Genomic DNA, 18,731 nt, shown 5'->3' with positions numbered 1-18,731 from the left:
TTTCTCCTTTATTCAAAAATTCCAGCTAGAACATTTACTTGTCCTAATAGTAACAAAATTCCCATTAAAATAATAAGGAAACCACCAATTTTCTTCAGTAACATCATATGACGTTTGATTTTACTAAAATAAGGCATCACTACACCAGAAGCTAGAGCCAAGACCAAGAAAGGAATGGCCATCCCCAGAGTGTAAATAAGAGTATAGATAGCTCCTTGCCAAGCGCTATTGCCTCCAGAAGCCGCAAGTGCTAAAACAGAACTTAAAACTGGACCAATACAAGGCGTCCAACCAAAGCTAAAAGTAATACCGAGTAAAAAGGATGACCAATAACGATTGGCTTCTGATTTCTTAAAAGTAAAACTTTTTTGAACCTCTAATTTCTTAAAATGAAAAATTTCCATCTGGTGAAGGCCTAAAATGATAATAATCGTTCCCATGGTATATCGAAACCAATTGGCATAGAGAATATTACCAAAGTAACCAGCACCAAATCCTAAGATAAAGAAAATGAGAGAAATACCTGCAATAAAGCACAGCGTTCGAATCAAGCCTGACCAAGCGACTTTTCTTCCAAACAGAGAGAAGCTTTTTGCGCTTTCCTGATCATCCAATAAAATTCCAGTATAAACAGGTAACAGAGGAAAAATGCAAGGGGAAAAGAAGGACAAAATCCCTGCTAAAAAAACGGAGATTGAAAATACTATCGTTTCCAATAAAAAACCAACTTTCTTAATAATTCTAATCCTATTTTACTATAATCAATTTCATTTGTATGATTTCTGCTACGCAATTTGAATTATTCTGTATTTGAAAGATTTTCCGCTACTAGTTCATTCAGATTCTGCCCCCTATTTGCCCCCTAGACACAAAAAAAGCCTACTGCCCAAGCTAGAAAGCTTGATACAATAGGCTTTTGGAAGGATGATTATTTAACAGCGTCTTTAAGAGCTTTACCAGCTTTGAATGCTGGAACTTTAGAAGCTGCAATTTTGATTTCTTTACCAGTTTGTGGGTTGCGACCTTTACGTGCAGCACGCTCACGAACTTCAAAGTTACCAAAACCAATCAATTGAACTTTTTCACCAGCTGCAAGGTACTCAGTTACTGCTGCGAATACAGCTTCAACTGCTGCCGCTGAGTCTTTCTTAGTCAATTCTGTAGCTTCTGCTACTTTAGCGATCAAATCTTGTTTGTTTGCCATGTTAATGATTCCTCCAATTTTATTTCTAATTAACAAATATAATCATATCCTAAAATCCCTTTTAGGTCAAGTTAAAAACGCTATTTCTTCCCATTTTATTTATTTTTTTAGGAGTTGTAACGTACTAAAACAGCCCAAGCATTCTCACCCGTGTGAGTTTGAATAATAGAGCCCGTTTCCAAAACTGAAATAGGCTTTTCAACATAAGCTTGTAAGCTTTCTTTCATCTCTTTTGCCCAATCAGCACTACCAGAATATGAAATTCCAATCTCTGCTACAGAACGTTCAGTTAGCGAACTTGTCAGCTCATCCAACCATTTTTTAAAAGTTTTAGCTCCACGACCTTTAACAATTGGTTGCAATTCATGATCCTTCATCTGCATGACAACACGGATATTGAGAAGGGAGCTCAACAATCCAGTTACACGCCCAATTCGTCCACCTTTAACAAGATTTTCCAAAGTCGAAACGCCAATATAGAGTTCTGTGTGGTTTTTAACCTCTTCTATGCGAGTTAAAATTTCCTCCATGTCTTTGCCTTCTTGTGCTAACTTCGCAGCTTCAACAACTTGGAATTTCAAGGCTTGGTCAGTGAAGGAACTATCAATAACTGTCACATCGGCAGTAGATAAACTAGCACCCTGACGCGCTGCTTCTACAGTACCAGAAAGGGCATGAGACATATGAATAGCAAGAATCTGGCTACCATTCTTGCATAGATCTTCAAAAACTTCAGCAAAGACACCTACAGGTGGCTGACTTGTTTTCGGAAGATTTTTACTTTCTTGCATCAACTGAAGAAATTTACCTTCTTCTTTCAAATCCGCATCAGAATAAACAACATTATCAATCATTACAGATAATGGAACAACAGTGATATCTAATTGTTTTACTAGTTCTGGTTCAATAGTAACAGATGAATCGGTTACAATCTTAATTTTTGTCATAGTATCAATCTTTCTATTTTAGGATTCAGATTGGTTTTCTTACTTTTAATTATATCAAAAAAAGATTAAAAATCCTAATGGAGTCATTCATATTTTCCTTAAAAATTTGATATAATCTACTTATAAGAAAAGAGGTCCCTATGATTAAAAAAATTTATCCCATTTTAACCATTTTACTAGGTGCTGCTATCTATGCTTTTGGTCTAACTTATTTTGTAGTTCCTCATCATCTCTTTGAAGGAGGGGCGACAGGTATTACCCTTATCACCTTTTATCTTTTTGAAATCCCTGTTTCTCTCATGAACCTGCTGATTAATATTCCCCTTTTCATACTAGCTTGGAAGATTTTTGGAGCAAAGTCCCTCTATTCTAGTTTACTAGGAACCTTAGCCTTGTCAGCCTGGTTGGCCTTTTTTGAACGTATTCCCCTTCATATTGATCTTCAAGGTGATTTACTAATCACTGCCCTTATAGCTGGGATTCTATTGGGAATTGGTCTTGGAATTATCTTTAATGCGGGAGGTACAACTGGTGGTACTGATATTCTAGCTCGTATTCTCAATAAATACACTCATATATCCATGGGGAAACTGCTCTTTATCTTAGATTTTTGTATTCTCATGCTGATTCTCCTAATCTTCAAGGATTTGAGATTGGTTTCCTACACGCTCTTATTTGATTTTATCGTTTCTCGTGTCATTGATTTGATTGGCGAAGGTGGCTACGCAGGTAAAGGATTTATGATTATTACCAAACGTCCTGACCAACTTGCTAAGGCGATTAATGATGACCTAGGAAGAGGTGTTACTTTCATCTCAGGTCAAGGTTATTATAGTCAAGAAGATTTAAAAATCATTTACTGTATTGTCGGAAGAAATGAAATTGTTAAAATGAAGGAAATGATTCATCGAATTGATCCTCAAGCCTTTATAACTATTACAGAAGCCCACGAAATCCTTGGAGAAGGATTTACCTTTGAAAAAGAATAAAAAGAGGTAGTGTAGTGACCTCAAAAGTTAGACTTATTCATCTATCTTTTGGGTTACAGACAACCTCTTTTTTGTTTACTCAATCTCTTAAGACCAATTCCGAGCTAGTTCTTCATCAGCCTTTAACTGATCCACTAATTGGTCGACTGAGTCAAATTTGGTCATATATCGAATACGATCAAGCCAATAAACCATAACAGTTTCACCATAAATATCTTGATTAAAATCAAAAATATTGACTTCAAAACGTGCTTCTTCTCCATCAAAGGTCACATTTTTTCCAACACTAGCCATAGCACGATACTTCTGTCTTTGAATCTCAACATCAACAACATAAACGCCATCTGCTGGCATATAAGTACGGTCTAAAAGCACCAAATTAGCTGTTGGATAACCAATCGTACGACCACGAGCGTTACCATGAACCACCATACCTCTGGATGGAAGCGGTGCACCCAAAAGTTCTCCTGCTTCTTTCACATTGCCATCTAAAATAGCTTGACGGATACGAGTTGAACTAATCTTTCCTTTCTCATCTTCTACAGGTGGGACAATGATAACTTCTCCATCAAAGTAATTCTTTAAATCTTCTGCCGTTTTTTTGTCAGAACCAAATGTATAATCAAAACCTGCAACAATAATTTTAGCATTCATAGCCTTAATATAGGTTGCAAAAAATTCTTCTGCCGTGAGACTAGCAAATTTGCTACTAAAATCAAGGAGATACAATTCTTCTACGCCTGCTCGTTTTAACTTTCTTTCACGTTCAGCTGGGTTCAAAATATGCAAAAACAAATCCGGATGATAAGGCTCTAAAGCAATCTTTGGAGATTCATTAAACGTCATAACTACGATAGGCAACAAATCTTTCATCGCAGCCTTGTTGGCAACACGAAATAGTTCTTGATGTCCCTTATGTATACCATCAAAATAGCCGAGAACAACTACCGAATCGGATGGTGTGCCAATATCTTTTTGGTTTTTTATAGGAATAGTAATAATCATAAAATAATTATATCATAGTGATAGCTATTTCTGGAACAGAAAATCTGAAATGTCGTTTTTTTAACCTGAAGTGTAGCATTTTAGAAGAATTTTGGTTTTAAAATCAACATAACGTACAAGAGATTGACGTAAGAATCTTGAAATCAGAAAAACGCATCACATCAGCCCTTAAAACTTGATATAATGCGCTTTATTATGAAAAGTTCTAGTAAATTCTTTATAAAATCAACTTCCAGTAGTCTTTTCACTTTTTACTAATAAGTTCCTTCTTCACCTTGGCTAGTCAAGATAACAGGTCCGTCTTTCGTAATCACGAATTGGTGTTCATATTGACAAGATAGGCCACCGTCAATAGTCTTATGCGCCCAACCAGTCTTCATATCTGTATCAATTTCCCAGTCACCCGTGTTGATCATTGGTTCAATGGTCAACACCATTCCTTCACGGAGACGAAGCCCACGACCAGCAATACCATAGTTAGGAACCATTGGTTCTTCATGCATAGTTGGGCCAACACCATGACCAACCAAATCACGCACTACACCGTATCCACGACTTTCAGCATATTCTTGAATAGCTGCTCCAATATCACCGATACGATTCCCAATGACGGCTTGCTCAATACCCTTGTACATAGCTTCTTTGGTTACATCCATCAAGTTTTTCACTTCTTCGGACGGTGTACCTACAGCATATGCCCAACAAGAGTCTGCTAGGCCACCAGAATAGCTCTGAGTGTATTTTTTCATTTGTTCAACATTGTTGAAGTTTAATTTTGAGACATTCAGGTCAGATTTAGCAATTGGACCTCCCAAAACCATATCAACTTTGAGCAAATCACCATCTTTCAAGATATAGTGACGAGGGAAAGCATGAGCCACTTCATCATTAAGAGAGCAACAGGTAGCATAAGGATAGTCCATCATTGCACCGTCGACTCCAATCTGAAGCGGAAGGAAATTTTCTTCCTTACAACGACGGCGGACATACTCTTCAACTTCCCACATATCTACGCCAGGCTTAATCAAATCACGCAAGCCAATATGGATACTTGCTAAAAAATCACCGGCCTTATCCATAGCTTCGATTTCACGAGCTGATTTTAATGTTATCATTATTTCTCCTAGTTTCTAATTAATTTTAACGGTCACATTTGCTTTTGAAACAATCTGATGACCATGATAAATATCGTAATCAATAATAGCTGATCGTCTAGTATGGTGGATAATGCGTGCTTGAATGCGCAGTATATCATCTATCTGAACAGCCTGCAAAAAGTAGATCAGCATTTGCTCGATGATGAGATTGCGCCCACTATTCACAACTAAATCTTGGGTCATATGGGTCAGAATTTCTGCCAAAACACCATTAGCCAAAACACCATTTTTCTCTAGCATAAAGGGCTCCACTGTAATGACTACTTCATCATGGTGATAAGAAAGTTTTTGACCAATCTGCTCTGAAAAAGTTGGTAGAGCCGAAACTTGGGAACGACTCATCTTCTCCATGACATCTCGTCTGGTTACAACCCCAAGCAAGGTTTGATTATTTCGAACAACCGGTACCATTTCAAAGTCTTCAGCAATCATCCGTTGACTCACATTAGCAATATTTGTTGATAATCCAACCAAAAATAGACTACGAGACATGACCTTGTCAATTGTGGTGCTTGGTGACTTATCACCAGCGTCTCTCATGGTAACAACCCCAACAACAACCTGATGTTGATTGATAACTGGGAAACGACTGCTACGATTCTTACGTACCAAGTCCAAATAATCTTTAACAGTGTCAGTCTCTCTCAGAAAACCATACTCATGACTTGGACGATAAAGTTTCTCAACTGTCAGAATATCAGTCTTGATTTGTACATTTGACAGGGCTTTATTTATCATGGTCGCAATGGTAAAAGTGTCATTCTTGCTTCTCAGAACAGGAATCCCTTTTTGATTGGCCAGTTTAAGCACATCATCATGGACCTGAAATCCACCTGTAACCAGAACTGCATTTTCATTTTCCAGCGCTAGTAATTGGATACGGGTACGGTCTCCGACAATCAGGAGCCCACCATCGTGAAGGTAGGACAAGATATTTTGTTCAGTCATGGCACCAATTGAAAACTTACTAAATTCTCTCTCTAAACCTTCTTGCCCAGCCAAAACCTCAGAAGAAGTCACTTCTGCAATTTCAGCAAATGTTAATCTCTCGATAGCAACTTTCTGAGATTTAACACGAATAGTACCACTTCTTGGTCGAGTCTCTACTATTCCACGATTTTCCGCTTCCTTGATAGCCCGATAGGCCGTTCCATCACTGACTCCTAGATGGTTGGAAATGCTTCGAACACTGACCCTTTTACCAACGGGTAATTCTTCCAAATAACTTAGAATTTCTTGGTGTTTACTCATTAATTTCTCCCTTTACAAAGCGAAACTCAAGATAATCTCGCATTTTCCTTGTATAGCGATCACTTCCTTTAAATTGCCGAATTAAACGGAATCCAGACTTAAGAGCAACTTTTTGGCTAGCTTTATTTTCAAGGTGAGTAATGATGGATAATTGTTTTAAACCAAATTCCTCAAAAGAAAGCTGACAAAGTTTTTTAACAACTTCTGTCATAAAACCTTGACACCATATATCTTTTCTCAAAAAATAACCAAGTTCTGCTTCTTTTTTAATTTCATCTAGCTTCTCAAACTTAATTGAACCAATCATTTTTTCAGTTTTCTTGTCACAAATAGCCCATACTCCTAATGGAGATTTCATAAAATAATTGGCCAGTGCATATTGACTCTCTTCCAAACTAGCTTGACTTGGAAAAATGAATTGTAAATTTTCTGGATTTGAAGCTATCTCATGGAAGTCCTGACTATCACTAAAAAAGAAAGGACGCAAATACAAGCGATCCGTTTCAAAAAAAGAAAACATTGCTAATTTGGTCCAAATATTCATAAACACCTCTACGGTTTATTCTTCAACAAGTGTAATATCCGCTCCTAGATTACGTAATTTTTCAATAATATCCGAATAACCACGTAAAATGAACTCAATATTTGTTATTTCAGTTTTACCTTCAGCCATCAGTCCAGCAATGACAAGTGCAGCACCAGCTCTAAGGTCAGTAGCTTTTACATTTGCACCACGTAAACTACGGCCACCAGTATATAAAATATGGTCGTTTGTAGTCGTAATATCTGCGTCCATCTTTGCTAGTTCAAAAACATGGTTTACTCGTTTTTCATAAATGGTATCAATAATGGTACCACGACCCTCTGCTGTTAACAAGAGAGGAGTAATTGGTTGTTGCAAGTCAGTAGCAAAGCCTGGGTAAGGAGCTGTCTTAATATTAATTGCTTTCAAATTAGACTGTTCTTCGACAAAAATACTGTCCTCCGATACAGTCATTCTCACTCCCATTTCTTCCAACTTAGCAATGAATCCTTCTAGGTGTTCATAAAGAACATTATTAATCCGAATTCCCTTACCAACTGCTGCAGCTAAGGAAATATATGTTCCCGCTTCGATACGATCTGGAATCACCTGATGACGCGTTCCATGTAATCTTTCAACACCATCAATAATGATGATATTGGTTCCAGCACCACGGATATGGGCACCCATATTATTCAATAGAGTAGCAACGTCAATAATCTCAGGTTCACGGGCTGCATTTTCAATAATAGTACGACCATTTGCTTTAACCGCAGCAATCATCGTATTAATCGTCGCACCGACACTAACCGTATCCATGTAAATACTTGCACCATGAAGTCCTGTATCTTTAGCAGATAACTTCATGTTATCTCCCTCGTAGCTAACAGTTGCTCCCATAGCTTCAAAAGCCTTAAGGTGTAAGTCAATAGGGCGAGGTCCCAAATCACATCCACCAGGTAAACCAACAGTAGCTTCACCAAAGCGACCTAAAAGACTTCCATAAAAATAATAAGATGCACGAAGACTATTGATTTTTCCGTATGGCATTGGAATATTCTTAACACCTCTTGGATCAATCTCTAACACATCATCATATCTCTTAACAGTAGCACCCATTAATTCCATGATTTCGACAAGACTAGCAACATCGGAAATATCTGGCACACAATCCAAAGTTACAACATCATCTGCCAAAATAATAGCTGGAATCAAAGCTACAACACTATTTTTTGCACCACTAATGGTAATCTCACCTTGCAGGGGCAAGCCACCATTGATAACAATTTTTCTCATTTTAAATTTTTAATACTCTTTCAAAATTTCTAAAAAGGTCCTACGTTAAAGTATATCATAAATTCACCCTTTTTTCCATCATTTTCAATTATATTAGCTGAATCGTATTTATTAGTAAATGAGCTGTCTTGAAATGTTTTGCCCCCTAAATACAAAAAAAGCCCTTCGGATAAAATCCGAGGGGCTTAAAACGTTGTTAAATCAACGGCCGAACTTTTGAATTTCAAGATTCGGGATAAAATAGTTCAGTGAACTATTTTATTTTTTAAGGTTGTAGAATGATTTCAATCCACGGTATTCAGCTACTTCACCAAGTTGGTCTTCGATGCGAAGCAATTGGTTGTATTTAGCGATACGGTCTGTACGTGAAAGTGAACCTGTTTTGATTTGTCCTGCGTTAGTTGCAACTGCGATGTCAGCGATTGTTGAATCTTCAGTTTCACCTGAACGGTGTGATACAACGGCAGTGTAACCAGCTTCTTTAGCCATTTCAATAGCGTCGAATGTTTCAGTAAGAGTACCGATTTGGTTAACTTTGATAAGGATTGAGTTAGCAGCACCTTCTGCAATACCTTTTTCAAGGTAAGAAGTGTTTGTTACGAAGAAGTCGTCACCAACCAATTGAACTTTACCACCAAGACGTTCAGTAAGAGCTTTCCAACCGTCCCAGTCATTTTCATCCATACCATCTTCGATAGTGATGATTGGGTATTTGTTTACCAATTCTTCAAGGTAGTCGATTTGTTCTGCAGCAGTACGTACAGCTGCTCCTTCACCTTCGAATTTAGTGTAGTCATAAACTTTACGTTCTTTATCGTAGAATTCTGATGAAGCACAGTCAAATCCGATAAATACGTCTTTACCTGGAACATATCCAGCAGCTTCGATAGCAGAAAGGATAGTTTCAACTCCATCTTCAGTTCCTTCAAAACGAGGAGCGAATCCACCTTCGTCACCTACGGCTGTTTCAAGACCACGAGATTTAAGGATTTTCTTAAGAGCGTGGAAGATTTCAGCACCCCAACGAAGAGCTTCTTTGAATGATGGCGCACCAGCAGGTACGATCATGAATTCTTGGAAAGCGATTGGAGCGTCAGAGTGAGAACCACCGTTGATGATGTTCATCATTGGAGTTGGAAGAACTTTAGTGTTGAATCCACCAAGGTAGCTGTAAAGTGGGATTTCAAGGTAGTCAGCAGCAGCACGAGCTACAGCGATAGACACACCAAGGATTGCGTTTGCACCCAATTTACCTTTGTTAGGAGTACCGTCAAGTGCGATCATAGCACGGTCGATAGCTTGTTGGTCACGTACATCGTAGCCGATGATTGCTTCAGCAATGATGTTGTTTACGTTGTCAACAGCTTTTTGTGTACCAAGACCACCGTAACGAGATTTGTCACCGTCGCGAAGTTCAACTGCTTCGTGTTCACCAGTAGAAGCTCCTGATGGAACCATACCACGTCCGAAAGCACCTGATTCAGTGTAAACTTCTACTTCAAGTGTTGGGTTACCGCGTGAGTCTAGGACTTCGCGAGCGTAAACATCAGTAATAATTGACATTTTTTACTCTCCTTATGAGTTAAATTTTTTACACCTCTATAATACATTAAAAACCCTCCTTTTTCAAGAAAAAACGTTATCTTTGTGCAAATTTTCCTTAACTTTATAAAGTAATCGCTTTCTTATATCTGTTTTATTCTAACTTTTATGATATACTGTTTTCATGACAGATTTATCAAAACAATTACTTGAAAAAGCTCATGGTGGGCCAAAATTAAATCCAGATGAGCAAAGACGCTATCTTGGCACTTTTGAGGAAAGAGTTCTTGGATATGCAGATATTGACACAGCAAATAGCCCTCAGTTAGAAAAAGGCTTTTTATCTATTTTAGAAAATCTTCAGGAAAAAGCAGAACCACTATTTGTGAAGATTTCACCAAATATCGAATTTGACAAACAAGTTTTCTACTTAAAAGAAGCAAAAGAAACTGATAGTCAAGCTACCATTGTATCTGAAGAGCATACTTCTTCTCCTTTTGGCCTTATTATCCACACCGATGCACCAGTTCAAGTAGAAGAAAAGGACCTTCGACTTGCTTTTGCAAAACTTTGGGAAGTTAAAAAGGAAGAACCAGCCAAAACATCCATCTGGAAGAAATGGTTTGGCTAGATCTTGCGCATATTTAGTAAATGCCCTATATTGGCAGCCGTGTGCTCCAAATAGAGACTGGCATTTTTCAAACTATCTTCTAGAGGTTCACTTTTCTCCAAAATAGAAAAGGCAGCTTGGATATTTTCAAATGGTAAGGGAGGTAAATCTTCAGCAAGACTACCACAAATAGTAATAACAGGAACTCCGACAGGGGTTCTTTTTGCAACACCAATAGGCGCTTTACCAGCAAAGCTTTGACTGTCCAGTCTACCTTCGCCAACGATAACCAAGTCAGCATCTGCAACTTTCTTATCAAAGTTGATTAAGTTCAAGCAGGTATCAATTCCAGACACGATATTTGCCTGAGCAAAGGCACACAAACCACCAGCAAGGCCTCCACCAGCTCCTGCTCCTTTAATTTCCAATGTTACAGGTGAGACTTTTTCATAAAAATCTTGGATTGCCTGATCTACGACTGCAAACATAGTAGGATGTAAACCTTTTTGTTTGCCAAAAGTGTAAGTCGCACCTTGATAACCACATAAGGGACTCGTGACATCTGCTAAAATACGAATTTGAACATCTTCAGGAATTTCATAGCGATTTTCTGTTGAAACAGAAGCTAAGTTCAATAAAGACTGACCGCAAGCAGGCAAGACATTTCCATCCTTATCATAGAATTGATACCCCAATCCAGCAGCAATACCAATACCGCCATCATTACTGGCCGTACCACCAACGCCGATATAGATTTCTTTAATCCCTTGAGCAATGAGATGACGAATCAACTCTCCAATACCACAAGTTTGGATTTGAAGTGGATTTCGTTTCTCTAGCGGAATTTTTCCAAGGCCAACCAAGTCGGCAACTTCAAATAGTGCCAGTTGACTTTTTTGAAAATAGCGCATGGCTTCTTTTTGGCCAAAAGGGCCTGTCACTTGGATCCACTTTTCTTCAAGGTAAATAGAATGCCGAATGGAATCTACTGTACCTTCGCCACCATCACCAACAGGGCAGAGGAGACATTCTACATCTGCTATCGATTGTTGGAAGCCTCTTTTAATAGCTTCAGCCACCTCTTCAGAGCTCAAACTTTCCTTAAATGAATCTGGTGCAATTACAATCTTCATATTTTCCCTCATTCTAAATAGTCAATCAAAGGAAGAACTTCTAAAAAATCCCTCTTGTCAACATGATTCGGTATTTCTTTTTTCAGCACTTCTTTGGCACAAAATGCGATTCCTAGCCCCGCAGACTTCAACATTAATAAGTCATTAGCCCCATCTCCGATTGCAACAGTTCTTTCTCTAGGAAGTTGCAGCTCCTTTCTCCATTTTTCCAGAGTCTCTTTTTTGATCTCAGGACTTATAATTTGTCCAATCAATTTTCCAGTTAAAAGACCATCTTTGACTTCAAGTTGGTTGGCAGAAAAATAGGCAATACCAAGGGATTTAGCTAGTTTCTCAACTATTGGTGTAAAGCCACCAGACACCAGACCAACTAGAATTCCATTCTTTTGGAGAATGGAAATGAACTCCTGGGCATTTGACGTTAGATGAATAGAGTCGAAAACTTTATCAAATACAGAGACAGGAAGACCTTCCAGCAAGGAAACTCTTTTGCTTAAACTGCTTTCAAAGTCTAACTCTCCTCGCATTGCCCGACTTGTAATCTGCGAAATTTCCTCCTCACGACCTGCCTCTCTTCCCAACAAATCAATTACTTCTTCTAGGATTAAGGTTCCATCAACATCCATAACACACAAGCCTTTTACTTGAGACATCACTCCTCCTCTCTAAATAGCCCAAAAATCGTATGAAATCATCATACGATTTTATCTATTAATTAACTAAACTATGGTACAAGTCAAGGTATGACTTGCAGGCTGTATCCCATGAGAAATCACACTCCATAGCTTGTTTTTGTAGATTTCTCCAAATATCAGGATGGTTTCTATACAAGTCCAAAGCTGTTTGGAAAGTCCAATTCAACCAGTAAGGAGATAGATTGTCAAAGCTAAAGCCAGTACCGCTTCCTTCGATTGGATTGAAAGCGCGAACGGTATCTCTCAAGCCACCAACTTCATGGACCAATGGCAAGGTTCCATAACGCATAGCCATCATTTGAGACAAGCCACATGGTTCAAAACGACTTGGCATGAGGAAGAGGTCACAAGCGGCGTAGATTTCTTGAGCTAGTTTGACATCAAAAGTGATATTTGCTGATAGCTTGTCTGGATAGATTTGAGCAAACCATGAGAAAGCTCCTTCAAAGGCTGGATCGCCAGTTCCCAAAAGAACAATCTGAACATCATTTTGCAAGATATGGTGAAGACTTTCGACCACCACATCAAAACCTTTTTGGCGTGTCAAACGAGAAACAATTCCCACCAGAGGAACATCAGCTCTAACTGGCAAACCAACTCTTTCTTGCAATTTTGCCTTGTTTTGGGCCTTCCCAGACAAATCTTCCTGATTGAAATGATAGTCTAAAAGAGCATCCGTCTGAGGATTATACAGGTCAGCATCAATCCCATTCACGATACCAGATACCTTACCAGACTCCATTCGAAGAATCTGATCCAAGCTACATCCAAACTGACTGGTCATAATTTCATGGGCATAGCTAGGCGAGACAGTTGAAACACGATCCGCATAGAGAATACCTGCCTTCATCCAGTTCAGACAGTTGTTCCAGCGAAGGGTGCCATCAGCGTAACGTTCAAAGCCAACTCCAAACAAATCACCCAACATTCCTTCTGAAAATTGTCCCTGGAATTCCAAATTATGAATGGTTAAAACTGTTTTAATGCCCTCATAGGCTTGAATCCAACGGTATTTTTCCTTCAACAAGAAAGGAATCATAGCTGTATGGTAGTCATGAACATGGAGAAGGTCAGGAATAAAGTCAATTCTTTCCATAGCCTCAATGGCAGCCAGTTGGAAGAAAGCAAAGCGTTCTCCGTCATCAAAATCACCGTAAACATGCCCACGGAAGAAATAATATTGATTGTCAATAAAGTAGAAGGTCACACCGTTTAAGACTGTTTTCTTAATTCCACAGTACTGCCTGCGCCAACCAACACTCACCTCAAAATGAAGAACATCTTCAATCTGATTTCCAAATTTAGCCTCTACCATGTCATAGTAGGGGAGAATTACTGCAACTTCATGTCCCGCTTTTACCAGTGATTTTGGAAGAGCGCCAATGACGTCTCCCAAACCACCTGTTTTTGAAAAGGGTGCACCCTCAGCTGCTACAAATAAAATTTTCATGAATGAATATCCTCTGTTACTTTAGCACCTTTCTTAACCACAACTGGATGTTCTGCAGTTCCACGGATCACAACTCCATCCGCAACTTCCACACCCTTGTCCAAGATAGCATATTCGACCTGAGCACCTTCTCCAATAACAACACGAGGGAATAAGATGCTATCTTTAACCAAGCTATCCTTATGGACATGAATATTACGTGATAAAACAGAATTAGCCACTTGACCTTCAACAATACTACCTGAAGCAAACTGAGATGTACTTACCTTAGATGTTTTAGCATAGTAGGTCGGTTCTTCGTTTTTGACCTTTGTATAAATCTTTTGGTTTGGAGTAAAGAGAGAGTAGAATTTTTGGGATTCAAGCATATCTTTATTAGCTTGGTAATAAGACTCTACAGAATGAATATTTGCTAGATAACCTGTGTACTCGTAGGCAAAGGCTCCTTCTTTAGCAGCTAAATCCCGTAATACATAGCGCAACTTCTCTGGATGTTCTTTCTTGGCTTCTTCTTCCAAGCGTTCAATCAACCAAGGTGTATCAACGACAAAGATATCTGTGGACATATTGTAAACTTCATCTGTTGATTTGTTATCAAAGAGTTTATGAGAACGGACATGGTCTGTTTCATCCACTTCCAAGATTGCATTTACTTCCGAAATATCTTTTTTAGGTAGTTTTTTATAAACTACAGTGATAGGCCCTTTTGTTGTACTGTGTAGGTGGAAAACTTGGTTCAAATCAATATTAATCAAAACATCACAGTTAAGTGACACTGTTTGGTTTGAGCCGGAACGTTTCAAATAAGTAAGAAGCTGTTGGTAGTATTCTTTTCCAACTGTACTACTTTCCACACGGGTATTGTAAATACCTAGATAGTAGTGGCTAAGAAGAGTTGACAATCCCCACTCACGACCAGAACGGATATGGTCAAAGACTGAACTGATATTGTCTTGTTGGAAAATACCGAAAATACTACGTACACCAGCATTAGCAAGACTTGAAAGCGGGAAGTCGATCAAACGATATTTACCTCCAAATGGCAAACTAGCTACTGGACGGTGGTCTGTCAGTGTTGACATATCATGAAAACCAACTGTGTTTCCTAAAATGGCAGAATATTTATCAATCTTCATCTGTTGCTACCCCCACTACTTCATCATATCCTACAACTTGTACTTCTTCTGTTCCATCAATTTCGACACCATCAGAAATAACTGCACCTTCACCAATAATGGCACGTTTGATTTTAGCTCCCTGACCAACAATTGCTCCACTCATGATAACTGAATCAAGAACCTCTGCCCCTTCGCGAACTTGCGCACCTGTTGAGAGGATAGAATGTTTAACAGTTCCATCTACGAAACAGCCATCGACAACCAAGGAATCTTCCACATGAGCATTTGCCCCAAGGAAGTTTGGTGGTGAAATTAAGTTTCTTGAGTAAATCTTCCATTGACGGTTACGGCTATCCAAGGCATTTTCTGGTGAAATATATTCCATGTTAGCTTCCCAAAGCGATTCAATCGTACCAACGTCTTTCCAGTAACCATTAAATTCATAAGCATAAACACTTTCACCTGACTCAAGGTAATTTGGAATGACATTTTTACCAAAGTCTGACATATCGACATTGCTCTTTTCAGCAGCAACGAGCATATTGCGGAGACGTTGCCAATCAAAGATATAGATTCCCATAGAAGCTTTGGTAGATTTAGGCTGAGCTGGTTTTTCTTCAAATTCAACAATGCGGTTATTGGCATCTGTGTTCATAATACCAAAACGGCTAGCTTCTTTCAGAGGAACATCAAGAACTGCGACTGTCAAACTAGCATTATTATCTTTGTGAGACTGGAGCATATCATCATAATCCATTTTGTAGATATGGTCCCCAGACAGAATCAAGACATACTCAGGGTTTACACTGTCGATATAATCAATATTTTGGTAAATGGCGTGGCTAGTCCCCTCAAACCAACGATTTCCTTCACTTGCAGAATAAGGTTGAAGAATAGAGACACCAGAATTGATACCATCTAGTCCCCAGCTTGAACCATTCCCGATATGGTTGTTGAGAGCAAGTGGTTGGTACTGTGTAATGACTCCAACATTGTTGATGCCTGAGTTGGCACAGTTTGAAAGAGCAAAGTCAATGATACGGTAGCGCCCACCAAATTGCACAGCTGGTTTTGCAATGCTTTGAGTGAGTTTACCGAGACGAGTTCCTTGCCCACCAGCAAGAATCAAAGCTAACATTTCATTCTTCATTTTCTACTCCTTTTTGGTTTTTACTTGTGACGGTTTTAGTAGGTTTCAAGCGGCGTTTGATTTTCCAAACACTTGCTCCCATAGCCGGTAGGGTAAAGGTCAAGGTTTGCTCATAATCTTTCCATAGTCCTTCTTGCGTTTGCACAGTTTGATTATGTTCTTTCCAAACGCCTCCCCACTCTTCTAACTCAGTATTCCAGACTTCTTCGTAAATCCCTGCAACAGGAAGTCCGATTGTAAAATCTTTTCGTTCAACAGGTGCCATATTAAAGATACAGACTAACATATCATCCTTCTTACCCTTACGGATGAAAGAAAGAACACTCTGGTCTCGATTATCCGCATCAATGATTTCAATACCATCATAGCTGGTATCAATTTCCCACAGACAGCGGTGGTCTTTGTAAAACTGATTTAGCTGAGAAGTGAAATACTTCATCTTAGCATTCATTGGATCTTCTAGGTTAGACCACTCCAACTGTTCTTCAGATTTCCATTCTAGGAATTGCCCATATTCACTACCCATGAAGAGCAATTTCTTACCAGGATGACAAATTTGGTAAGTGTAGAGATTGCGCAAGCCTGCGAATTGATTGTAGCGATCTCCCCACATCTTGTGCATCATACTCTTCTTGCCATGAACCACTTCATCGTGTGAGAATGGTAGGAGATAATTCTCCTTGAAGACGTACATAAAGCTGAAAGTCACCAGGTTAAAGTCGTATTTACGATAAATCGGATCTTCTTCGTAGAATCGGAGAATGTCATTCATCCAACCCATATTCCATTTGTAGTCAAATCCTAGACCATCTGAATCCTTGGTGTCAGTAATCTGAGTAGCTGAAGAACTTTCCTCAGCTATCATCATAACGTCTGGATGAACTAGTTTAATCACATCATTCAAGCGTTGAAGGAAATAATAACCTTCATAGTTGAGATTGCCACCATCTTTATTAGGTGTCCATGGAGCATCATCGTAGTCAAGATAGAGCATGTTGCTAACTGCATCCACGCGAATACCGTCCAAATGGTAAAAGTCAATCCAAAACTTAATACTAGAAATCAAGAAAGACTGGACTTCATTCTTTCCAAGGTCAAAATTGAGAGCTCCCCAACCGTAGTTATGAGCCTTATTATGGTCTTGGTATTCAAAAGTCGGTGTTCCATCATAATAGGCCAAGGCATCATCATTGATAGTAAAGTGACCAGGTACCCAGTCTACAATAACACCTATATTGTTTAAGTGACATTCCTCAACAAAATCTTGAAACTCTTCAGGACGACCATAGGCATGCTCTAGAGCAAAGTAACCCATAAGCTGATAGCCCCAACTCAAACCTAGTGGGTGAGACATCAGGGGCATAAACTCAATGTGAGTATAATTCATCTCAACCAAGTAAGGAATGAGTTCATCTTTCAATTGAGCAAAACTATAGGGGCTGCCATCCGGATTTCTCTTCCAAGAGCCAGCATGAGCCTCATAAATATTGACAGGACGCTCTTCAAAGCTCAAGCGTTTTCTACGGGCTAGCCAGAGGCCATCCTTCCATTTTTTCTCTGGGATTTCTGTTAAAATAGCCCCAGTACCAGGTCGTGCCTCATATCGTACAGCCAAAGGGTCAATCTTCATCAGCTGATGACCATTTGCACGTGTGATATGGTACTTATAAATTTGGCCTTCTTGAGCAAGGCTGGTAAAGACTTCCCATACTCCAAATTCATTCCGTTCCATCAGAATTTGATTTTCAACCCAATTGGTGAAATCCCCTACCAAGTGAACAGCCTGAGCATTAGGCGCCCACACACGAAAAGTATAGCCATACTCTCCATTTTTTTCTTCCCTATGAGCTCCCAGATAGTGCTGGAGGTGAAAATTTTCACCTGTCACAAAGGTTTCTAAAGCTTGTTTCTTATCCATACACCCTCCTGATTCTGTAAGCGTTTTCTATAGATTTATTATACTACCTTTTTAGGGAAGATTCAAGTAAATTACGGAATTTGCAAAAAAATCTTTTGAAAGTCTTCAACAAATTCACTGATGTGTTCACTTGTAAATCAAGAAATTTTCAGAAACGATTTGAAAACGAATTGTTTTTTAATAATACTATCATAAAGTTCGTTATTTAGCTAACAAAAATATAATTTTAAGTAAAAAAATAAATCAGGAAACGAATCTCCTGATTTTATTGTTTTTTTAGTAGTTTAGCATATTTTCGGCACCACTTCCAAGTAAAGTATAACGCACTATACTTTACTTCGTTAGGAAACACTGATACTATAAACTGCACACATCCTACATAGACAGTTGCCATTATGTTTTTTAATATTCTTCAAAACTATATCTTATACAAATTATTTAATCTTTCTAACTCTAATACATTCATACATACTTCTACTCCAGTAACTCCCCCCTTACTATGAATAACCCCACAAGAAAACACAATCCTCTCCTTACTCAAAATATTTGACAACACCACTAATGATTCTAAAATATAATCCTTTATAATAATAATAAAACTATTATTTTCATCTTTAATAAACTCTATAAATCCAATATCCTTACACCTATCACCAAGATGAAACCTAATTGATTTCAAAAAATAATCAAAAAAAACATCACTACCCATAGAAAAGCCTTTAATTTTTTAAAAATATTCTGAT

General features: G+C 38.6%; 18 protein-coding genes. 2 read left to right on the top strand and 16 right to left on the bottom strand.

Going from position 1 to position 18,731, the window contains the following annotated elements; genetic code table 11:
* Positions 1–8: 8 nt before the first annotated feature.
* From ccdA2 to B7698_RS09735, 3 genes are all read right to left on the bottom strand, one after another.
* A complete protein-coding gene (ccdA2, locus tag B7698_RS09745; protein ID WP_084865565.1) occupies positions 9–716 on the bottom strand; it encodes a thiol-disulfide oxidoreductase-associated membrane protein CcdA2 in 708 nt (235 codons plus the stop codon).
* 212 nt (positions 717–928) lie between these two features.
* Complete coding sequence (locus B7698_RS09740; RefSeq protein WP_001284640.1) at positions 929–1,204, bottom strand: HU family DNA-binding protein; 276 nt, start codon at positions 1,202–1,204, stop codon at positions 929–931.
* A 107-nt stretch (positions 1,205–1,311) separates the two neighbouring features.
* Complete coding sequence (locus B7698_RS09735; protein ID WP_084865563.1) at positions 1,312–2,151, bottom strand: DegV family protein; 840 nt, start codon at positions 2,149–2,151, stop codon at positions 1,312–1,314.
* A gap of 140 nt (positions 2,152–2,291) precedes the next feature.
* Between B7698_RS09735 and B7698_RS09730 the strand changes: the two genes are divergently transcribed.
* Complete coding sequence (locus B7698_RS09730; protein ID WP_084865560.1) at positions 2,292–3,140, top strand: YitT family protein; 849 nt, start codon at positions 2,292–2,294, stop codon at positions 3,138–3,140.
* An 87-nt stretch (positions 3,141–3,227) separates the two neighbouring features.
* Here B7698_RS09730 and B7698_RS09725 read toward each other — a convergent pair whose 3' ends face one another.
* The 6 genes from B7698_RS09725 to eno all read right to left on the bottom strand — a co-directional run bounded on the left by B7698_RS09725 (position 3,228) and on the right by eno (position 9,935).
* Positions 3,228–4,145, bottom strand: a complete 918-nt coding sequence (locus B7698_RS09725; protein WP_084865558.1) for a bifunctional riboflavin kinase/FAD synthetase — start codon at positions 4,143–4,145, stop codon at positions 3,228–3,230.
* A gap of 254 nt (positions 4,146–4,399) precedes the next feature.
* Complete coding sequence (locus tag B7698_RS09720; protein ID WP_000631540.1) at positions 4,400–5,260, bottom strand: methionyl aminopeptidase; 861 nt, start codon at positions 5,258–5,260, stop codon at positions 4,400–4,402.
* 15 nt (positions 5,261–5,275) lie between these two features.
* Positions 5,276–6,553, bottom strand: a complete 1,278-nt coding sequence (gene spxR / locus B7698_RS09715; protein WP_045606875.1) for a CBS-HotDog domain-containing transcription factor SpxR — start codon at positions 6,551–6,553, stop codon at positions 5,276–5,278.
* The gene (locus B7698_RS09710) at positions 6,546–7,097 is read right to left on the bottom strand and encodes a GNAT family N-acetyltransferase (RefSeq protein WP_084865556.1); all 552 of its coding nucleotides are present in this window, start codon (positions 7,095–7,097) and stop codon (positions 6,546–6,548) included. Before B7698_RS09710 ends, spxR begins: the two co-directional genes overlap by 8 nt.
* A gap of 15 nt (positions 7,098–7,112) precedes the next feature.
* Entirely contained in the window at positions 7,113–8,372 is a 1,260-nt protein-coding gene (locus tag B7698_RS09705) for a UDP-N-acetylglucosamine 1-carboxyvinyltransferase (RefSeq protein WP_084865554.1), read from the bottom strand.
* Between the two features lie 258 nt (positions 8,373–8,630).
* The gene (gene eno, locus B7698_RS09700; RefSeq protein WP_084865552.1) at positions 8,631–9,935 is read right to left on the bottom strand and encodes a surface-displayed alpha-enolase; all 1,305 of its coding nucleotides are present in this window, start codon (positions 9,933–9,935) and stop codon (positions 8,631–8,633) included.
* 163 nt (positions 9,936–10,098) lie between these two features.
* Here eno and B7698_RS09695 point away from each other — a divergent pair, with 163 nt between their 5' ends.
* Positions 10,099–10,545 carry a DUF1694 domain-containing protein gene (locus tag B7698_RS09695; protein ID WP_084865550.1) on the top strand — a complete coding sequence of 149 codons (447 nt, stop codon included), beginning with the start codon at positions 10,099–10,101 and terminating at the stop codon, positions 10,543–10,545.
* Here B7698_RS09695 and B7698_RS09690 read toward each other — a convergent pair.
* From B7698_RS09690 to B7698_RS09660, 7 genes are all read right to left on the bottom strand, one after another.
* Positions 10,542–11,657: a glycerate kinase gene (locus tag B7698_RS09690; protein ID WP_084865548.1), complete on the bottom strand. Its 1,116-nt coding sequence runs from the start codon at positions 11,655–11,657 to the stop codon at positions 10,542–10,544. The two genes, B7698_RS09695 and B7698_RS09690, sit on opposite strands and share 4 nt — an antisense overlap.
* An 8-nt stretch (positions 11,658–11,665) precedes the next feature.
* Positions 11,666–12,310, bottom strand: a complete 645-nt coding sequence (gene serB, locus B7698_RS09685; protein ID WP_084865545.1) for a phosphoserine phosphatase SerB — start codon at positions 12,308–12,310, stop codon at positions 11,666–11,668.
* Between the two features lie 58 nt (positions 12,311–12,368).
* The gene (glgA, locus tag B7698_RS09680) at positions 12,369–13,802 is read right to left on the bottom strand and encodes a glycogen synthase GlgA (RefSeq protein ID WP_084865543.1); all 1,434 of its coding nucleotides are present in this window, start codon (positions 13,800–13,802) and stop codon (positions 12,369–12,371) included.
* Entirely contained in the window at positions 13,799–14,938 is a 1,140-nt protein-coding gene (glgD, locus tag B7698_RS09675) for a glucose-1-phosphate adenylyltransferase subunit GlgD (protein WP_084865541.1), read from the bottom strand. Before glgD ends, glgA begins: the two co-directional genes overlap by 4 nt.
* On the bottom strand, positions 14,928–16,070 hold the full coding sequence (locus B7698_RS09670; protein ID WP_084865540.1) for a glucose-1-phosphate adenylyltransferase: 1,143 nt from the start codon (positions 16,068–16,070) through the stop codon (positions 14,928–14,930). The genes glgD and B7698_RS09670 overlap by 11 nt, the downstream gene beginning before the upstream one ends.
* Positions 16,060–17,988, bottom strand: coding sequence for a 1,4-alpha-glucan branching protein GlgB (gene glgB, locus B7698_RS09665; protein WP_084865538.1), 1,929 nt, complete (start codon positions 17,986–17,988; stop codon positions 16,060–16,062). Before glgB ends, B7698_RS09670 begins: the two co-directional genes overlap by 11 nt.
* Before the next feature lie 418 nt (positions 17,989–18,406).
* Positions 18,407–18,697, bottom strand: coding sequence for a hypothetical protein (locus B7698_RS09660; RefSeq protein ID WP_192855138.1), 291 nt, complete (start codon positions 18,695–18,697; stop codon positions 18,407–18,409).
* Positions 18,698–18,731 lie beyond the last annotated feature (34 nt).

The sequence above is a fragment of the Streptococcus mitis genome (assembly GCF_002096855.1).
Taxonomy (GTDB): Bacteria; Bacillota; Bacilli; order Lactobacillales; family Streptococcaceae; genus Streptococcus; species Streptococcus mitis_Y.
Note: the sequence above shows the minus strand (reverse complement) of the source record. Positions and strands in the feature narration are given on the sequence as shown.

Coding starts and splice junctions, on each gene's coding strand:
- glgA (WP_084865543.1), bottom strand. CDS start 13,802: ATGAAAATTTTATTTGTAGCAGCTGAGGGTGCACCCTTTTCAAAAACA.
- B7698_RS09660 (WP_192855138.1), bottom strand. CDS start 18,697: ATGGGTAGTGATGTTTTTTTTGATTATTTTTTGAAATCAATTAGGTTT.
- glgB (WP_084865538.1), bottom strand. CDS start 17,988: ATGGATAAGAAACAAGCTTTAGAAACCTTTGTGACAGGTGAAAATTTT.
- B7698_RS09705 (WP_084865554.1), bottom strand. CDS start 8,372: ATGAGAAAAATTGTTATCAATGGTGGCTTGCCCCTGCAAGGTGAGATT.
- B7698_RS09730 (WP_084865560.1), top strand. CDS start 2,292: ATGATTAAAAAAATTTATCCCATTTTAACCATTTTACTAGGTGCTGCT.
- spxR (WP_045606875.1), bottom strand. CDS start 6,553: ATGAGTAAACACCAAGAAATTCTAAGTTATTTGGAAGAATTACCCGTT.
- B7698_RS09725 (WP_084865558.1), bottom strand. CDS start 4,145: ATGATTATTACTATTCCTATAAAAAACCAAAAAGATATTGGCACACCA.
- serB (WP_084865545.1), bottom strand. CDS start 12,310: ATGTCTCAAGTAAAAGGCTTGTGTGTTATGGATGTTGATGGAACCTTA.
- B7698_RS09740 (WP_001284640.1), bottom strand. CDS start 1,204: ATGGCAAACAAACAAGATTTGATCGCTAAAGTAGCAGAAGCTACAGAA.
- glgD (WP_084865541.1), bottom strand. CDS start 14,938: ATGAAGATTGATAAATATTCTGCCATTTTAGGAAACACAGTTGGTTTT.
- B7698_RS09695 (WP_084865550.1), top strand. CDS start 10,099: ATGACAGATTTATCAAAACAATTACTTGAAAAAGCTCATGGTGGGCCA.
- B7698_RS09690 (WP_084865548.1), bottom strand. CDS start 11,657: ATGAAGATTGTAATTGCACCAGATTCATTTAAGGAAAGTTTGAGCTCT.
- B7698_RS09670 (WP_084865540.1), bottom strand. CDS start 16,070: ATGAAGAATGAAATGTTAGCTTTGATTCTTGCTGGTGGGCAAGGAACT.
- B7698_RS09720 (WP_000631540.1), bottom strand. CDS start 5,260: ATGATAACATTAAAATCAGCTCGTGAAATCGAAGCTATGGATAAGGCC.
- B7698_RS09710 (WP_084865556.1), bottom strand. CDS start 7,097: ATGAATATTTGGACCAAATTAGCAATGTTTTCTTTTTTTGAAACGGAT.
- B7698_RS09735 (WP_084865563.1), bottom strand. CDS start 2,151: ATGACAAAAATTAAGATTGTAACCGATTCATCTGTTACTATTGAACCA.
- eno (WP_084865552.1), bottom strand. CDS start 9,935: ATGTCAATTATTACTGATGTTTACGCTCGCGAAGTCCTAGACTCACGC.